This window comes from Chromohalobacter marismortui (assembly GCF_004364315.1).
Lineage (GTDB): Bacteria > Pseudomonadota > Gammaproteobacteria > Pseudomonadales > Halomonadaceae > Chromohalobacter > Chromohalobacter marismortui.
Map to the genome: position 1 here is coordinate 1 of NZ_SOBR01000009.1, position 15898 is coordinate 15898.

Here is a 15898-nt window from a genome sequence, read left to right on the forward strand (position 1 = left end):
GCGGTGCCACGAAGGGCCGGGCGGTCTCACCCCCATGCGAGAGTAGCGGAACGCCGCCCGGGACATCGTCAGGCATTTCTTCCGAACCCCGGCCACTTGGTCGGGGTTCATTCGTTTAGGGGCCTCCCACTGGCTCTCGTCAGGCATTTATCCCGGAAACCCTCGTTGGCACAGGCCAGCGGGGGTTTTTTATGTCTATGCATATTCCGTGTGCCTATGGCGCGAGGCTGCGTGCTTACCGATTTGTTGCGCTTTGGTCGGCTATGCTCCCCCAGCGGGGCGCATTTCGATAGAATGACGTTTTTCCCGACGGGGACGATCGGAATGACGATTGGTGATCTGATCCGTTTGCTGAGCGACGGTGAGTATCACTCCGGTGAACAATTGGGCGAGCGGCTGGGCGTTTCACGCACGGCGATCTGGAAGCAGCTCAAGAAGCTGGAGAAAATGGGACTACAGTTGGAGGCGGTGAAGGGGCAGGGGTATCGTTTGTCCGAGCCGCTGGATCTGTTGTCCGGACCGGCTATCATCGAGCGTCTGCCTGCAGAACCACGTCATCATTTGACGCGCCTTTTCGTCGAAGATGCGCTGCCTTCAACCAGCACTTTTCTGCGTGAGCGCTTTCAGCAGGGCGCAGGGCATGCCGAGGTATGTCTTGCGGAGAGCCAGAGTGCTGGGCGTGGACGCCGTGGCCGTCAATGGCTTTGTCCTTGGGGGCAAGGTCTCTTGTTCTCGCTGGGCTGGCGTTTCGATGCAGGCGCATCTGCGCTGGAGGGGTTGAGCCTCGCCGTGGGCGTGGTAGTGGCCGAAGTGCTCGAGGCGCTTTCCGTGCCCGTGGCGCTTAAATGGCCCAACGATGTCCTGCTGTGTCGTGAGGAGGGGCCTGCCAAGCTGGCTGGCATTCTGCTGGAGGTCAGCGGCGATGTTGCCGGTCCTTGCGAAGTGGTCATCGGTATAGGGCTTAATGTCGCCTTGCCCGACGCAGCACGAAGCAGTGTGGGTCAGCCTGTTGCCGCCCTGCATGATGTCAGGCCCGATGTTTCGCGCAACGCGCTCTCCGCCGCGTTGGTAGGCGCCATGTTAGGGATGCTGCCTGTGTTCGAACGGCATGGCTTCGAGCCATGGCGTGACGCCTGGAATCAGCGCAATGCCTATGCAGGACGGTATGTAGAGGTCGTCCAGGGAGGACGCACCTATACGGCGATCGCCGATGGGGTGGATGCTGCCGGCAACTTGCAAGTTAGCGTAGATGGAGACGTCCGGCTGCTGGCCGGTGGTGAAATAAGCCTGCGTGCGCGCTCATGATTCTCGACCTTGATATCGGTAACACTCTATCGAAGTGGCGTCTGAAGGATGTCGCAAGTAGCGAAATCCGTTCGCGAGGTGCCGTCTGGACACGCGAGGAGTGGCGCCCCGGAGCCGATATTCCGGATCTCGATGTGGTCGAAGCCGTGCGTATCTCGAGCGTCGCACGAGCGTCGGTGCTGCGCGATACCGTGACGCTACTCCGGCGTCAGGTCGGCGCTGTGCACGTCGCACGCTCGACGCCGGAGGCGCTGGGTGTCAGCTGTGGTTACGATGAGCCCGGACGACTTGGGGTCGACCGTTGGATGGGGGTGCTGGCCGGCTACCAGTTGACGGGAGGCTGTTGCAGTGTCGATTGCGGAAGCGCGATTACCATGGACTTCGTGCTGCCGGGTGGCAGCCACCTGGGCGGCTATATCATCCCCGGTCTGCGTCTGATGAAAGAAAGCCTCAAGCTCGGGACGCGCAACGTGGCCATTGATCCGGATAGCGAGGCGGATGAGTTGTTGGCGCCTGGTCGTAATACTGTCGAGGCGGTCAATCATGGTATCTACATGTCGGCGGTCAGTGCCGTCAATCGTATCTACAGTGAAGTGTGTGACCGCGAGGGGGTCGCGTTACCGTTGCTGCTGACGGGAGGCGACGCCCGTGTGGTATCGCAAGGGCTGCGTATCCCGCATGCGTTATGGCCGGATATGGTCTATGCCGGGCTGGAAACATGCTTCCCGATGACGGCGTCGGAGCGTGCCGGTCGGTTGGCTGGGGCACCGCTTCCACCGGCGGTGCCGCAGTTGGAAAAAATCCGGGCCAGCCTTGCATTCTCCATGCTGCTTTGACACAATGCAGCGCGTTTCGAGCCGACGGGCTCTCGGCGAGAAAAAAGCATTGCAATTTAAGTGCTTGACACAATTCTCAAAAGCCGTAAAATGCGTCGCCACAATGGAGGGGTTCCCGAGTGGCCAAAGGGAGCAGACTGTAAATCTGCCGCGAAAGCTTCGAAGGTTCGAATCCTTCCCCCTCCACCAGTTTGAGTGCTTGATCGCTAGTTTGTCGGGCGCAGGCACGAGTGGGTAGGCGGGCATAGTTCAATGGTAGAACCTCAGCCTTCCAAGCTGATGATGCGGGTTCGATCCCCGCTGCCCGCTCCAAGTTCAGCTCATGTAGCTCAGGGGTAGAGCACACCCTTGGTAAGGGTGAGGTCGACGGTTCAAATCCGTCCATGAGCTCCATAATTGGGCAAGGCATGATTCTTGCCTGAGTGCGATACAATTGGGTTGCCTTCCTGGTTGTAGTTAGCTAACATGGCGCGCGCTGTGGAAAATGTCCACTCGTAGTGCGTCAGGTTGCAGAGTATAGGCCAGTAGCTCAATTGGCAGAGCAGCGGTCTCCAAAACCGCAGGTTGGGGGTTCGATTCCCTCCTGGCCTGCCAGCCTTCCTCAGCGCTGGTTCTTCCTTATTTTTTCTTGTTACGCTTGCCGCGCCTTTTTAGGTAGGAGTTCCTTTCCATGAAACAAAGCGCCGAAGTGCAAGAGTCGCGTTTCGATGTCGCCAAATGGGCGGTCGTCGTCGTTCTTGTTGTTCTGGCGGTGGCAGGCAACGCTTATTTTGCCGATCAAGCGCTGCTTTATCGCGTTCTGGGTGTCGTTGCGCTTGGCGTGGGTGCTGCTGCGGTCGCCTTGACCACCACGAAGGGGCGTGCGCTGGCTGAATTGGCGCGCGGATCGCGCAAGGAAATTCAGCGCGTGGTGTGGCCGACGCGTCCCGAGACCATTCAGACCACTGCAATCGTCCTGGTGGCCGTGTTGCTGGTTGGCATTCTGCTCTGGTTGATCGATACGCTTCTCGGCTGGGCCATGTCCGGCATCCTAGGTTAGGAGTTTTCATGTCCAAGCGTTGGTACGTCGTCCACGCCTACTCCGGTTTCGAAAAGCATGTGATGCGCTCTCTCACTGAGCGCGTCAAGATGTATGGCATGGAAGACCAGTTTGGCGAAATCTTGGTGCCCACCGAAGAAGTCGTCGAGATGCGTGACGGCAAGCGCCGTAAGAGTGAGCGTAAGTTCTATCCGGGCTACGTGCTGGTCGAGATGGAAATGACCGATGCTACGTGGCACCTGGTAAACGAGACGCCACGCGTCATGGGGTTCATCGGCGGTACGCCGGAAAAACCGGCACCGATCACGCAAAAAGAAGCCGACGGCATTCTACGGCGTGTGCAGGATGGTACGGACAAGCCGCGCCCCAAGACGCTCTTCGATCCGGGCGAGACAGTGCGTGTCGTGGATGGCCCCTTCGCCGACTTCAATGGTGTGGTTGAAGAGGTCAATTACGAAAAGAGCCGCTTGCAGGTCAGCGTATTGATCTTCGGGCGTGCGACACCGGTCGAGCTCGAGTTCGCCCAGGTAGAGAAAGACTGAATTCAAGGCGCTGACGCGGTGATGTCAGCGTTTGTCGTAGAGACCCGTTAGGTCTTGTTGAAACGGGGAGCCGCAAGGCGTTAGCACCCAACTGGAGTCCAATATGGCGAAGAAAGTACAGGCCTATATCAAGCTGCAGGTGGCAGCGGGTAAGGCGAATCCGAGTCCCCCCGTGGGCCCTGCGCTGGGTCAGCACGGCGTCAATATCATGGAGTTCTGCAAGTCGTTCAATGCTGAGACTCAAGATATCGAGCCGGGCCTCCCGACGCCGGTCGTGATCACGGTTTATTCCGATCGCAGCTTTACGTTCGTCACCAAGACGCCGCCCGCAGCGGTGTTGTTGAAGAAAGCGGCGGGTATCAAGTCTGGCTCTGGCGTGCCGAACAAGACCAAGGTCGGTACGGTGACGCGTGAGCAGCTGGAAGAGATTGCCAAGACCAAGGAGCCCGATTTGACGGCTTCCGACCTCGATGCGGCTGTCCGCACCATCGCAGGCAGTGCCCGTAGCATGGGCCTCAACGTGGAGGGTCTCTGATCATGGCCAAGCTTACCAAGCGCGCGCAGATGCTCCGCGAAAAGGTCGACACGTCCAAGGTCTATAACCTGGAAGACGCGGTTGCCCTGCTTTCCGACGTATCTGCAGTCAAGTTCAAGGAATCCGTCGAAGTATCGATCAACCTCGGCGTCGATCCGCGTAAATCCGACCAGGTCGTGCGTGGCGCTACCGTCATGCCCAATGGTACGGGTAAAGATGCTCGTGTCGCCGTTTTCGCGCAGGGCGCTGCTGCCGATGCCGCTAAAGAAGCCGGCGCCGACATCGTGGGCATGGATGAACTGGCGGCAGATGTCAAGAAAGGCAACATGGATTTCGATGTGGTGATTGCCGCACCGGATGCCATGCGTGTCGTCGGCCAGCTGGGTCAGATCCTCGGGCCGCGTGGTTTGATGCCGAACCCCAAGGTCGGCACCGTGACACCCGATGTCGCCACGGCCGTCAAGAACGCCAAGGCTGGCCAGGTTCGCTTCCGCACCGACAAGAACGGCATCATTCATGCCGCGATCGGCAAGGTCGATTTCGACGCTAGTGCCATCAAAGGCAATCTGGATGCGCTCGTCGGCGACCTCAAGCGTCTCAAGCCGAGCACGTCAAAAGGCGTTTACTTCAAGAAAATTACCCTGTCCACTACCATGGGGCCAGGGTTGACCGTGGATCATACGCCGTTCGTGTGATCTTCGGGAAACAGGCAGTAACTTTGCGGTCCCCGTACGCAGCGTCGAGGCGTGACGGCGGGGCACCGTCAAAGACCGCAGGTGCCGTGCTTGCTTATGGGAAGGCGGCTTAATCGACCTTATGGGTTGCCTGCGCAGATGGTGTGGCCGCCAGTCTTCTGGTGAACACCATCATCCGGCCCCCTCTCGTGACAAGCGAGAAGCGGGGAGATGGTAACCACCGGCATGCCTCATAAGGTGTCCGGTACGAAGGAGTGAACACTGTGCCACTAGCACTCGAAGGCAAGAAAGCGATCGTTGCCGAGGTCAGTGAAGCCGCACAAGATGCGCTCTCCGTCGTCGTTGCCGATTCTCGCGGCGTGGCTGTAAGCGCCATGACTGAACTGCGCAAGCAGGCTCGCGAGAATGGTGTGCAGGTCCGTGTTGTGCGCAACACCCTGGCACGCCGCGCCCTTGAAGGTACTCCTTGGGAGTGCCTCAACGAAACGTTCTCGGGTCCGACCATGTTGGCCTTCTCCTATGATCATCCGGGCGCTGCCGCTCGCTTGTTCAAGGAGTTCGCCAAGAGTGAGAAGGACTTCGAGATCAAGGCGCTGGCTTACGAAGGCGAGTTCATCCCGGCTTCCGATCTTGACCGCCTGGCGACGCTGCCGACTTACGACGAAGCCATCGCCAAGCTGCTGTCCGTCATGAAGGAAGCGTCGGCTGGCAAGTTGGCTCGCACACTCGCTGCGTTGCGTGACCAGAAGCAGGAAGAAGAAGCGGCCTGAGGGTCGGTTGGCTGCACTGGCACACACACTGTATCAATGAGTTCTCGCGAGGCGAGGCTCCCGCAAAGTTAGGAATCTGACAATGGCACTGACTCAAGAAGATATCATCAACGCCGTCGCCGAAATGTCTGTCATGGAAGTGGCTGAGCTGGTTTCCGCGATGGAAGAGAAGTTCGGCGTTTCCGCGGCCGCTGCTGTCGTGGCAGGCCCGGGTGGCGGCGGTGAAGCCGAAGCCGCTGAAGAACAGACCGAGTTCGATCTGGTGCTGACCAGTGCTGGTGACAAGAAGGTCAACGTCATCAAGGTGGTTCGCGAGATCACCGGCCTGGGCCTCAAGGAAGCCAAGGCAGCTGTCGACGGCGCGCCGGCGACCCTCAAGGAAGGCATGTCCAAGGAAGATGGCGACGAAGCCAAGACCAAGTTGGAAGAAGCTGGCGCATCCGTGGAACTCAAGTAACTCCGGTGACCATGGCTTTACGCGCTGCGTAAGCTTCATGGCTGGCGGCGGGCATTCCCGCTGCCGGCCTTTTTCTGTTGCTGCTAGCCAGAATGCCAGATGTCTGGATAGACGAATTCCGACGGCGAGCTCTCAAGAGCTTGCCGTCAGCGCCTGATGGGACGTCCCTTCAGGTGGCGCCGACCACGCACCGGTCACCCAAGGTGAACAAGCTGGGGAATACAGATGGCTTACTCATACACTGAGAAAAAACGCATCCGCAAGGATTTCGGCAAACTGCCACAAGTGATGGATGTGCCTTACCTGCTGGCCATTCAGCTTGATTCCTACTACGACTTCCTCCAGCAGGACCGGGCGATTGAAGAACGCCTCGACGTCGGCTTGCATGCTGCTTTCAAGTCCGTGTTCCCTATCGAGAGCTTTTCCGGCAATGCCGCTCTCGAGTATGTCAGCTACCGCTTCGGCACGCCGGCGTTCGATGTCAAGGAATGCCAGCTGCGTGGCGTGACCTATTCGGCGCCGCTGCGGGTCAAGGTGCGCTTGATCATCTACGATAAGGACTCGTCCAACAAGGCGATCAAGGACATAAAAGAGCAAGAAGTCTACATGGGGGAGATTCCCCTGATGACCGAAAACGGTACCTTCGTCGTCAACGGTACTGAACGTGTCATCGTGTCTCAGCTCCACCGCTCGCCGGGTGTGTTCTTCGATCACGACAAGGGCAAGAGCCACTCGTCCGGCAAGCTGTTGTACTCTGCGCGGATCATTCCGTATCGCGGCTCCTGGCTGGATTTCGAGTTCGATCCCAAGGACAACGTCTACGTTCGTATCGACCGTCGCCGCAAGCTCCCCGCGACGGTCTTGTTGCGCGCGCTGGGCATGGGCGCCGAGGAGATCCTCGAGACCTTCTTCGACACGAGCACCTTCCACATCGAGAAGAAGGGCTTCAGCGTCGAGCTGGTGCCATCGCGGCTACGCGGTGAAACGGCGACCTTTGATATCAAGGATGGCGAGGGCAACCTCATCGTCGAGGAAGGCCGCCGAATCACCCAGAAGCACATTCGCCAGATGGAAAAAGCTGGCCTCGAGCGCCTCGACGTGCCGATGGAGTACCTGTTCGGCAAGACGCTGGCCAAGGATCAGGTCGATCCGAACACCGGCGAGCTGGTCTGCGAATGCAATACCGAGATCACCCCCGAGCTGCTGGAAACGCTGGGGCAGGCGGGTATTACCACACTCGAGACGTTGTACACCAACGACCTCGATGCGGGCTCGTTTGTCTCCGATACATTGAAGATCGACACCACGCGCTCTCAGCTCGAGGCGCTCGTCGAGATCTATCGCATGATGCGCCCCGGCGAGCCGCCGACCAAGGAAGCGGCCGAGACGCTGTTCCACAACCTGTTCTTCACCGAGGACCGCTACGACCTGTCCGGCGTCGGTCGCATGAAGTTCAATCGGCGCCTGCGTCGTGAAGGCGACACGGGCTCCGGGATTCTCGACAACCAGGACATCCTCGATGTGCTGCGTGAGCTGATCAACATTCGCAACGGCTTCGGTGACGTCGACGACATCGACCATCTCGGCAATCGGCGCATCCGTTGCGTCGGCGAGATGGCGGAAAACCAGTTCCGCGTCGGCCTGGTGCGTGTCGAGCGCGCGGTCAAGGAGCGCCTCTCCATGGCGGAGAGCGAAGGCCTGATGCCGCAGGATCTGATCAACGCCAAGCCTGTTGCAGCGGCAGTCAAGGAGTTCTTTGGCTCCAGTCAGCTGTCGCAGTTCATGGACCAGAACAACCCGTTGTCCGAGGTCACGCACAAGCGCCGCGTGTCCGCGCTCGGCCCGGGTGGCCTGACGCGTGAGCGTGCCGGTTTCGAAGTGCGCGACGTTCACGCCACGCACTACGGTCGCTTGTGCCCGATCGAGACGCCTGAAGGGCCGAACATCGGCCTGATCAACTCGCTGGCCACCTACAGCCATACCAACAGCTATGGTTTCCTGGAAACGCCTTATCGCCGTGTTCAGGATCGTCAGGTCACCGACGAAGTGGTGCATCTGTCGGCCATCGAGGAAGGTGACTTCATCATTGCCCAGGCGTCCGCGACAGTGGATGAAGATGGCAAGTTGGTGGACGACCTGGTTCAGGTCCGCCACAGGGGCGAGACCACGTTCATGGCACCCGACAAGGTCACCTTGATGGACGTGTCCCCGCGTCAGGTGGTGTCCGTCGCTGCGGCATTGATCCCGTTCCTCGAGCACGATGACGCCAACCGTGCCTTGATGGGCTCCAACATGCAGCGCCAGGCGGTGCCGACTCTACGTGCCGAGAAGCCGCTGGTCGGCACGGGCATGGAGCGCTTCGTGGCACGCGACTCGGGCGTCTGTGCGGTTGCGCGGCGTGGCGGTGTGATCGACTCGGTCGATGCCAAGCGTATCGTGGTGCGCATCAACGAGGATGAGATCATCGGCGGTGAAGCGGGCGTCGATATCTACAACCTGACCAAGTACCTGCGTTCCAACCAGAATACCTGCATGAACCAGCGGCCGATCGTACGCCCGGGCGATACCGTGGCGCGTGGCGATATCCTGGCCGACGGCCCGTCGGTGGACATGGGCGATCTGGCGCTGGGCCAGAACATGCGCATGGCGTTCATGCCGTGGAATGGTTACAACTTCGAGGACTCCATCCTCATCTCCGAGCGTGTGGTCGAGGAAGATCGCTTCACCAGCATCCACATTCAGGAGCTGACCTGCGTGTCTCGCGACACCAAGCTGGGCGCCGAGGAAATTTCCTCGGATATACCCAATGTCGGTGAAGCGGCACTCGGCAAGCTCGACGATGCGGGGATCGTCTACATCGGTGCCGAGGTCGGCCCGGGTGACATCCTGGTCGGCAAGGTCACGCCCAAGGGTGAGACCCAGCTGACGCCGGAGGAGAAACTGCTGCGCGCGATCTTCGGTGAGAAGGCGTCCGACGTGAAGGACACCTCGCTGCGTGCCCCGACCGGGATGAAAGGCACGATCATCGACGTGCAAGTCTTCACCCGCGATGGTGTCGAGAAGGACTCCCGCGCCTTGTCCATCGAGCAAAGTCAGCTCGATGAGGTGCGCAAGGATCTTCAGGAAACCTATCGCATCGCTGAAGAGGCGACCTTCGAGCGTCTCAAGCGCACGTTGATTGGTCAGTCGGTGAATGGTGGGCCCAAGCTCAGTAAAGGCGATGTTCTCGATGAGGCCTACCTCGACGAGCTGCCGCGTAGCCAGTGGTTCAAGCTGCGTATGCAGGACGAGTCGCTCAACGAGCTGCTGGCGCAGGCCGACGAGCAGTTGGAGAACCGTCGCAAGGAGATGGACGAGCGTTTCGAGGACAAGAAGCGCAAGTTGACTCAGGGCGATGATCTGGCGCCGGGCGTACTCAAGATCGTCAAGGTATACCTGGCCGTGAAACGCCGCATCCAGTCGGGCGACAAGATGGCCGGCCGCCACGGTAACAAGGGTGTCATCTCGTCGATCATGCCGGTCGAGGACATGCCGTTCGATGATAATGGCGAGCCGGTCGACGTGGTGCTCAACCCGCTGGGGGTTCCCTCGCGCATGAACGTCGGGCAGATCCTCGAGACGCACCTGGGCATGGCGGCCTGGGGACTCGGGGTGAGGATCGATGAGATGTTGCGCGAGGCACGTCAGCAGCAGGTGGCGGAAATTCGTGACTTCCTGGGGCAGGTGTACAATACCGCCGAGACGCGTCAGGAGGACATCGACTCACTCGACGATGACGAGATCATTACGCTGGCCAAGAACCTGCGTAGTGGAGTGCCCATCGCAACGCCGGTCTTCGATGGCGCCAAGGAGCATGAGATCAAGCATCTCCTGAGCTTGGCCAACCTCCCGGATTCCGGTCAGATGGCGCTCTACGACGGCAGGACGGGCGAAGTCTTCGATCGTCCCGTGACCGTGGGCTACATGTACATGCTCAAGCTCAACCACCTGGTCGACGACAAGATGCACGCACGTTCGACGGGTTCGTACTCGCTGGTCACACAGCAACCGCTGGGTGGCAAGGCGCAGTTCGGCGGACAACGCTTCGGCGAGATGGAGGTCTGGGCGCTGGAAGCCTATGGCGCGGCCTATACCTTGCAGGAAATGCTGACCGTCAAGTCCGACGATGTGGAAGGTCGTACCAAGATGTACAAGAACATCGTCGACGGCGACCACTCGATGCAGGCAGGCATGCCGGAATCCTTCAATGTGCTGGTGAAGGAAATCCGCTCGCTGGGTATTGATATCGAGCTGGAAGGCTGAGCGTTTCACGCTTACGAATGACGGTCCGCGGGGCCCTTGGTGGCCCCGCTCATGACAACTCCGCTACGGAGCCGACCCCATGAAAGATTTGGTGAAAGTCCTCAAATCGCAGGCACAGTCCGAAGAGTTCGACGCGATCAAGATTACACTCGCGTCGCCGGACTTGATCCGCTCCTGGTCCTACGGCGAAGTCAAAAAGCCTGAGACCATCAACTACCGTACGTTCAAGCCTGAGCGTGACGGCCTGTTCTGCGCCAAGATCTTCGGTCCGGTGAAGGACTACGAATGCTTGTGCGGAAAGTACAAGCGCATGAAGCATCGCGGCATCATTTGCGAAAAGTGCGGTGTCGAGGTGACCAAGGCCGCCGTGCGTCGTGAACGCATGGGCCATATCGAACTGGCCGCACCGGTCGCGCATATCTGGTTCCTCAAGTCGTTGCCCTCGCGCATCGGCCTGTTTCTGGACATGACCCTGCGCGACATCGAGCGTGTGCTCTACTTCGAGAGCTTCATGGTCATCGATCCGGGCATGACGACCTTGGAACGCGGCCAGTTGCTCAACGATGAGCAATATTTCGAGGCGCTGGAAGAATTCGGCGACGACTTCGATGCGCGTATGGGCGCCGAAGCCGTGCAGGCATTGCTGAATGATGTCGATCTCGGGGAAGAGATCGAGCGCCTGCGCGAAGAAGTCCCGCAGACCAACTCCGAGACCAAGATCAAGAAGCTTTCCAAGCGCTTGAAGCTGCTGGAAGCCTTCCACAAGTCGGGCAACGATCCGGCGTGGATGATCATGGAAGTGCTGCCGGTGCTACCGCCGGATTTGCGTCCGCTGGTCCCCTTGGACGGTGGCCGCTTCGCGACGTCGGATCTCAACGATCTCTATCGTCGTGTGATCAACCGCAACAACCGTCTCAAGCGTCTGCTCGACCTCAATGCGCCGGATATCATCGTGCGCAATGAGAAGCGCATGCTGCAGGAATCGGTCGACGCACTGCTCGACAACGGTCGTCGCGGTCGTGCGATCACCGGCTCCAACAAGCGGCCGTTGAAGTCGCTGGCCGACATGATCAAAGGCAAGCAGGGGCGCTTCCGCCAGAACCTGCTGGGCAAGCGTGTCGACTATTCCGGGCGTAGTGTGATCACCGTCGGCCCGACGTTGCGTCTTCATCAATGCGGTCTGCCCAAGAAGATGGCGCTGGAGCTGTTCAAGCCGTTCATCTATTCCAGGCTGCAGGCGAACGGCCAGGCGTCCACCATCAAGGCCGCCAAGAAGATGGTCGAGCGTGAGCTGCCGGAAGTCTGGGATATCCTCGCCGATGTCATCCGCGAGCACCCGGTCATGCTCAACCGTGCGCCGACGTTGCACCGTCTGGGGATCCAGGCGTTCGAGCCGCTGTTGATCGAAGGCAAGGCGATTCAACTGCATCCGTTGGTATGCGCGGCCTATAACGCCGACTTCGACGGTGACCAGATGGCCGTGCACGTGCCGCTGACGCTGGAATCCCAGCTCGAGGCGCGGACCTTGATGATGGCCACCAACAACGTGCTGTCACCGGCCAACGGCGAGCCGATCATCGTGCCGTCCCAGGATGTCGTGCTGGGGCTGTATTACATGACCCGTGAGAAGATCAATGCCAAGGGCGAAGGCATGGTGTTCGCCAACCTCGAAGAGGTCGAGCGTGCCTTTGGCACCGAAAGCGTGTCGCTGCATGCGCGGGTCAAGGTGCGTCTCACCGAGTACGAGCGCAACGAGGAAAGCGGCGAACTCAGCGGTACGACATCGCTGCGTGACACGACGGTCGGGCGTGCGTTGCTGTTCCGCATCCTGCCCAAAGGCATGCCCTACGAGCTGGTCGACCAGCCGATGAAGAAGAAGGCGATTTCCGGCTTGATCAACGCCGTGTATCGCCGTGCCGGTCTCAAGGATACGGTCATCTTCGCCGACCAGCTGATGTACACAGGGTTCCGCCTGGCAACTTGGTCGGGTGCTTCGATCGGGGTCAATGACTTTGTTATCCCCGACTCGAAGAAGGAAATCGTCGATGGTGCCGAGGACGAAGTCAAGGAAATCGAGGACCAGTTCTCCTCGGGCTTGGTCACCGCTGGCGAGAAGTACAACAAGGTGATCGATATCTGGTCCAAGGCCAACGACAAGGTGGCCAAGGCAATGATGGCGGGCATCTCGAAGGAAACCGTCACTGATCGCCATGGTGAGCAGGTCGAGCAGGATTCCTTCAATAGCGTCTTCATCATGGCCGACTCCGGGGCACGTGGTAGTGCTGCGCAGATTCGTCAGTTGGCCGGGATGCGTGGTTTGATGGCCAAGCCGGATGGCTCGATCATCGAGACGCCGATCACGGCTAACTTCCGTGAGGGCCTCAACGTCCTGCAGTACTTCATTTCGACCCACGGGGCACGCAAAGGCCTGGCGGATACGGCCCTCAAGACGGCCAACTCCGGTTATTTGACGCGGCGTTTGGTAGACGTGTCTCAGGATCTGGTGGTGACCGAAGAAGATTGCGGTACCTATGAAGGCCTGACACTGCACCCGGTGATTGAAGGCGGTGACGTCATCGTCTCGTTGGCACAGCGTGTGCTGGGGCGTGTCGTGGCGCAGGACGTGGTCGATCCGCAGACCGAAGACGTCCTGATCCCGCGCGGTACATTGCTGGATGAGGCCTGGTGCGCGGAACTCGACACCATGGGCGTCGACGAGATCGTCGTGCGCAGTGCCATCACCTGTGAAACGGCACACGGCGTGTGCTCGGCATGCTATGGGCGTGACCTGGCACGCGGCCATCAGGTCAACATCGGTGAAGCAGTGGGTGTCATCGCGGCACAGTCCATCGGTGAGCCGGGTACCCAGTTGACCATGCGTACCTTCCACATCGGCGGCGCCGCATCACGCGCGTCGGCGGTCGACAGTGTGCAGGTCAAGCACGGTGGTACGGTGCGCTTGCATAACATCAAGCATGTCGAACGCACTGATGGCAAGCTCATCGTCGTCTCGCGCTCAAGCGCCCTGGCGGTTGCCGACGAGCAAGGTCGCGAGCGAGAGTACTACAAGCTTCCGTATGGTGCCGAGCTATCGGTGCGCGACGGCGATATGGTCGAAGGCGGCGCGACGGTCGCCAAGTGGGATCCGCATACACATCCGGTCGTCGCCGAGGTCGAGGGCAAGGCCCAGTTCAGCGACATGGAAGAGGGCATCACGATCCACCGCAGCGTGGACGAGATGACCGGCCTGTCGAATATCGAGGTGATCGAGAGTGCCAACCGCCCGGCTTCCGGTCGTGAAAAGCGCCCGATAATCATGCTGCTCGACGACAACGGTGGCCATGTCACCTTGCCGGGCTCGAATACCCCCGTGCAGTACATGCTGCCCGGCAAGGCGATCATCGCTTGTGAAAACGGCGCCCAAGTAGGCGTTGGCGAGGTCATCGCACGTATTCCGGTCGAAGCGTCCGGCAACAAGGACATCACCGGTGGTCTGCCCCGCGTGGCGGACTTGTTCGAAGCACGCAAGCCCAAGGAGCCGGCCATTCTGGCCGAGGTCACCGGGACCATCAGCTTCGGCAAGGAAACCAAGGGCAAGCGTCGCTTGACGATCACGCCGGAAGACAGTGATCCGGTCGAGATGCTGATTCCCAAATGGCGTCAGATCGGCGTCTTCGAAGGCGAGACGGTGGAGAAGGGCGAGGTCATCTCCGATGGCCCCAGCAATCCTCACGACATCCTGCGCCTGCTCGGGATCGCGGAGTTGGCCAAGTACATCACGGCCGAGATCCAGGACGTCTATCGCTTGCAGGGCGTGGTCATCGATGACAAGCACATCGAAGTGATCGTGCGTCAGATGCTGCGCAAGGTGGAAATCACCGATGCCGGGGATTCTTCCTTCATCACCGGCGATCAGGCGGAGTACGTCCGCGTACTCGAGGAAAACGCACGCCTGGAACAGGAAGACAAGTTCCCGGCCAAGTGCGAGCGCCTGCTGTTGGGTATCACCAAGGCGAGCCTCGCCACCGAGTCGTTCATCTCCGCGGCCTCGTTCCAGGAAACCACGCGCGTGTTGACCGAAGCGGCGGTATCCGGCAAGCGCGATTACCTGCGCGGCTTGAAGGAAAACGTCGTGGTTGGCCGCCTGGTGCCGGCGGGTACCGGTTTGGCACACCACGCCGAGCGGCGTCGCAAGCGTGAAGATGGCGATCAGGCGGAGGCACCGTCGGCAATGGATGTCGAGCAGGAGTTGGGCGCGCAGCTCACCGCGCTCGATGCCGACGACGAAGATCTCTAGGCGCATGCCGTCGAGTCCGTCGCCGATATCGAGGCGGACTTGACGCGGCTCGCTGCCAGACATTAGAATGCGCAGCCTTTAACAGTGGGGTGGGTGCGTCCTGCCCCAATGTTGAAAGGTTTGGCAACCATTGGAGTCAGCTACAGATATGGCAACGATCAATCAGCTCGTGCGCAAGCCGCGCAAGCGCCCGGTCGCCAAGAGCGACGTGCCGGCGCTGCAGTCTTGCCCGCAAAAGCGCGGGGTTTGCACCCGTGTTTACACCACTACCCCGAAGAAGCCGAACTCGGCGCTGCGTAAGGTGTGCCGTGTGCGCCTGACGAATGGCTACGAAGTCGCTTCCTATATCGGCGGTGAGGGGCACAATCTACAGGAACACTCCGTGGTCCTGATCCGTGGCGGCCGCGTCAAGGACTTGCCGGGTGTGCGCTATCACACCGTTCGCGGTGCCCTCGACACTTCCGGTGTCCAGAATCGTAAGCAGGGTCGTTCCAAATACGGCACCAAGCGTCCCAAGTCCTGATTGCAAGGCGCTCAGGAATCCAACTGTTACCGGTCAGATAAGAGTAAGGTCGAGCACGCTATGCGTCGTCTCGAGTTTACCTGAAGGACCCTTCGAACCGAGGGCTTATCATGCCTAGAAGAAGAGTTGTCGCCAAACGCGAAATCCTTCCGGATCCGAAATTCGGAAGTGAGCGTCTGGCCAAGTTCATGAACTACCTGATGATCAGCGGCAAGAAATCTGTAGCTGAGCGCATCGTCTATGGTGCGCTGGACCGGGTTGCCGAACGTAATAAGGATGAGCCGCTGGAGATCTTCGACAAGGCGCTGGAAACCATTCAGCCCATGGTCGAGGTCAAGTCTCGCCGCGTGGGCGGTGCGACTTATCAGGTGCCCGTTGAAGTCCGTCCCTCACGCCGTCAGGCGCTGGCCATGCGTTGGCTGGTCGATGCGGCGCGCAACCGTGGTGAAAAGACCATGGTGCAGCGTCTCGCTGGCGAAATGCTGGACGCCGCCGAAGGCAAGGGTGCTGCTGTGAAGAAGCGTGAAGACGTGCATCGCATGGCAGATGCCAACAAGGCCTTCTCTCACTACCGCTTCTAACCAACGGGGTATTCCA

General features: G+C 59.8%; 12 protein-coding genes and 4 tRNA genes. All 16 read left to right on the forward strand.

Features of this window, described 5'->3' with window-relative positions:
- Window positions 1–324: 324 nt before the first annotated feature.
- The 16 genes from C8E00_RS14815 to rpsG all read left to right on the forward strand — a co-directional run bounded on the left by C8E00_RS14815 (window position 325) and on the right by rpsG (window position 15882).
- A complete protein-coding gene (locus C8E00_RS14815; protein WP_133698303.1) occupies window positions 325–1305 on the forward strand; it encodes a biotin--[acetyl-CoA-carboxylase] ligase in 981 nt (326 codons plus the stop codon).
- Window positions 1302–2141 (forward strand): type III pantothenate kinase, encoded by an 840-nt coding sequence (locus tag C8E00_RS14820; RefSeq protein ID WP_133698304.1) that lies wholly within the window; start codon window positions 1302–1304, stop codon window positions 2139–2141. The genes C8E00_RS14815 and C8E00_RS14820 overlap by 4 nt, the downstream gene beginning before the upstream one ends.
- Window positions 2142–2246: 105 nt before the next feature.
- Window positions 2247–2330, forward strand: a tRNA-Tyr gene (locus tag C8E00_RS14825).
- A gap of 49 nt (window positions 2331–2379) precedes the next feature.
- Window positions 2380–2453, forward strand: a tRNA-Gly gene (locus C8E00_RS14830).
- A 6-nt stretch (window positions 2454–2459) separates the two neighbouring features.
- Window positions 2460–2534 (forward strand) — tRNA-Thr (locus C8E00_RS14835).
- A gap of 125 nt (window positions 2535–2659) precedes the next feature.
- Window positions 2660–2735: transfer RNA gene (locus tag C8E00_RS14840), tRNA-Trp, on the forward strand.
- 76 nt (window positions 2736–2811) lie between these two features.
- Complete coding sequence (gene secE / locus C8E00_RS14845) at window positions 2812–3180, forward strand: preprotein translocase subunit SecE (protein WP_133698305.1); 369 nt, start codon at window positions 2812–2814, stop codon at window positions 3178–3180.
- A gap of 8 nt (window positions 3181–3188) precedes the next feature.
- The gene (gene nusG, locus C8E00_RS14850) at window positions 3189–3722 is read left to right on the forward strand and encodes a transcription termination/antitermination protein NusG (RefSeq protein WP_133698306.1); all 534 of its coding nucleotides are present in this window, start codon (window positions 3189–3191) and stop codon (window positions 3720–3722) included.
- Window positions 3723–3825: 103 nt separating this feature from the next.
- Window positions 3826–4257: a 50S ribosomal protein L11 gene (gene rplK, locus C8E00_RS14855; RefSeq protein WP_133698307.1), complete on the forward strand. Its 432-nt coding sequence runs from the start codon at window positions 3826–3828 to the stop codon at window positions 4255–4257.
- Between the two features lie 2 nt (window positions 4258–4259).
- Window positions 4260–4952 (forward strand): 50S ribosomal protein L1, encoded by a 693-nt coding sequence (rplA, locus tag C8E00_RS14860; protein WP_133698308.1) that lies wholly within the window; start codon window positions 4260–4262, stop codon window positions 4950–4952.
- A gap of 263 nt (window positions 4953–5215) precedes the next feature.
- A complete protein-coding gene (gene rplJ / locus C8E00_RS14865) occupies window positions 5216–5722 on the forward strand; it encodes a 50S ribosomal protein L10 (protein WP_133698309.1) in 507 nt (168 codons plus the stop codon).
- Window positions 5723–5804: 82 nt separating this feature from the next.
- Window positions 5805–6179, forward strand: a complete 375-nt coding sequence (gene rplL / locus C8E00_RS14870) for a 50S ribosomal protein L7/L12 (RefSeq protein ID WP_133698310.1) — start codon at window positions 5805–5807, stop codon at window positions 6177–6179.
- A gap of 225 nt (window positions 6180–6404) precedes the next feature.
- Window positions 6405–10481 carry a DNA-directed RNA polymerase subunit beta gene (rpoB, locus tag C8E00_RS14875; RefSeq protein WP_133698311.1) on the forward strand — a complete coding sequence of 1359 codons (4077 nt, stop codon included), beginning with the start codon at window positions 6405–6407 and terminating at the stop codon, window positions 10479–10481.
- 79 nt (window positions 10482–10560) lie between these two features.
- On the forward strand, window positions 10561–14778 hold the full coding sequence (rpoC, locus tag C8E00_RS14880) for a DNA-directed RNA polymerase subunit beta' (RefSeq protein WP_133698312.1): 4218 nt from the start codon (window positions 10561–10563) through the stop codon (window positions 14776–14778).
- 148 nt (window positions 14779–14926) lie between these two features.
- The gene (gene rpsL / locus C8E00_RS14885; RefSeq protein WP_133698313.1) at window positions 14927–15301 is read left to right on the forward strand and encodes a 30S ribosomal protein S12; all 375 of its coding nucleotides are present in this window, start codon (window positions 14927–14929) and stop codon (window positions 15299–15301) included.
- 110 nt (window positions 15302–15411) lie between these two features.
- Window positions 15412–15882, forward strand: coding sequence for a 30S ribosomal protein S7 (gene rpsG / locus C8E00_RS14890; protein WP_133698314.1), 471 nt, complete (start codon window positions 15412–15414; stop codon window positions 15880–15882).
- Window positions 15883–15898 lie beyond the last annotated feature (16 nt).

Coding starts and splice junctions, on each gene's coding strand:
- C8E00_RS14815 (WP_133698303.1), top strand. CDS start 325: ATGACGATTGGTGATCTGATCCGTTTGCTGAGCGACGGTGAGTATCAC.
- C8E00_RS14820 (WP_133698304.1), top strand. CDS start 1,302: ATGATTCTCGACCTTGATATCGGTAACACTCTATCGAAGTGGCGTCTG.
- secE (WP_133698305.1), top strand. CDS start 2,812: ATGAAACAAAGCGCCGAAGTGCAAGAGTCGCGTTTCGATGTCGCCAAA.
- nusG (WP_133698306.1), top strand. CDS start 3,189: ATGTCCAAGCGTTGGTACGTCGTCCACGCCTACTCCGGTTTCGAAAAG.
- rplK (WP_133698307.1), top strand. CDS start 3,826: ATGGCGAAGAAAGTACAGGCCTATATCAAGCTGCAGGTGGCAGCGGGT.
- rplA (WP_133698308.1), top strand. CDS start 4,260: ATGGCCAAGCTTACCAAGCGCGCGCAGATGCTCCGCGAAAAGGTCGAC.
- rplL (WP_133698310.1), top strand. CDS start 5,805: ATGGCACTGACTCAAGAAGATATCATCAACGCCGTCGCCGAAATGTCT.
- rpoB (WP_133698311.1), top strand. CDS start 6,405: ATGGCTTACTCATACACTGAGAAAAAACGCATCCGCAAGGATTTCGGC.
- rpoC (WP_133698312.1), top strand. CDS start 10,561: ATGAAAGATTTGGTGAAAGTCCTCAAATCGCAGGCACAGTCCGAAGAG.
- rpsL (WP_133698313.1), top strand. CDS start 14,927: ATGGCAACGATCAATCAGCTCGTGCGCAAGCCGCGCAAGCGCCCGGTC.
- rpsG (WP_133698314.1), top strand. CDS start 15,412: ATGCCTAGAAGAAGAGTTGTCGCCAAACGCGAAATCCTTCCGGATCCG.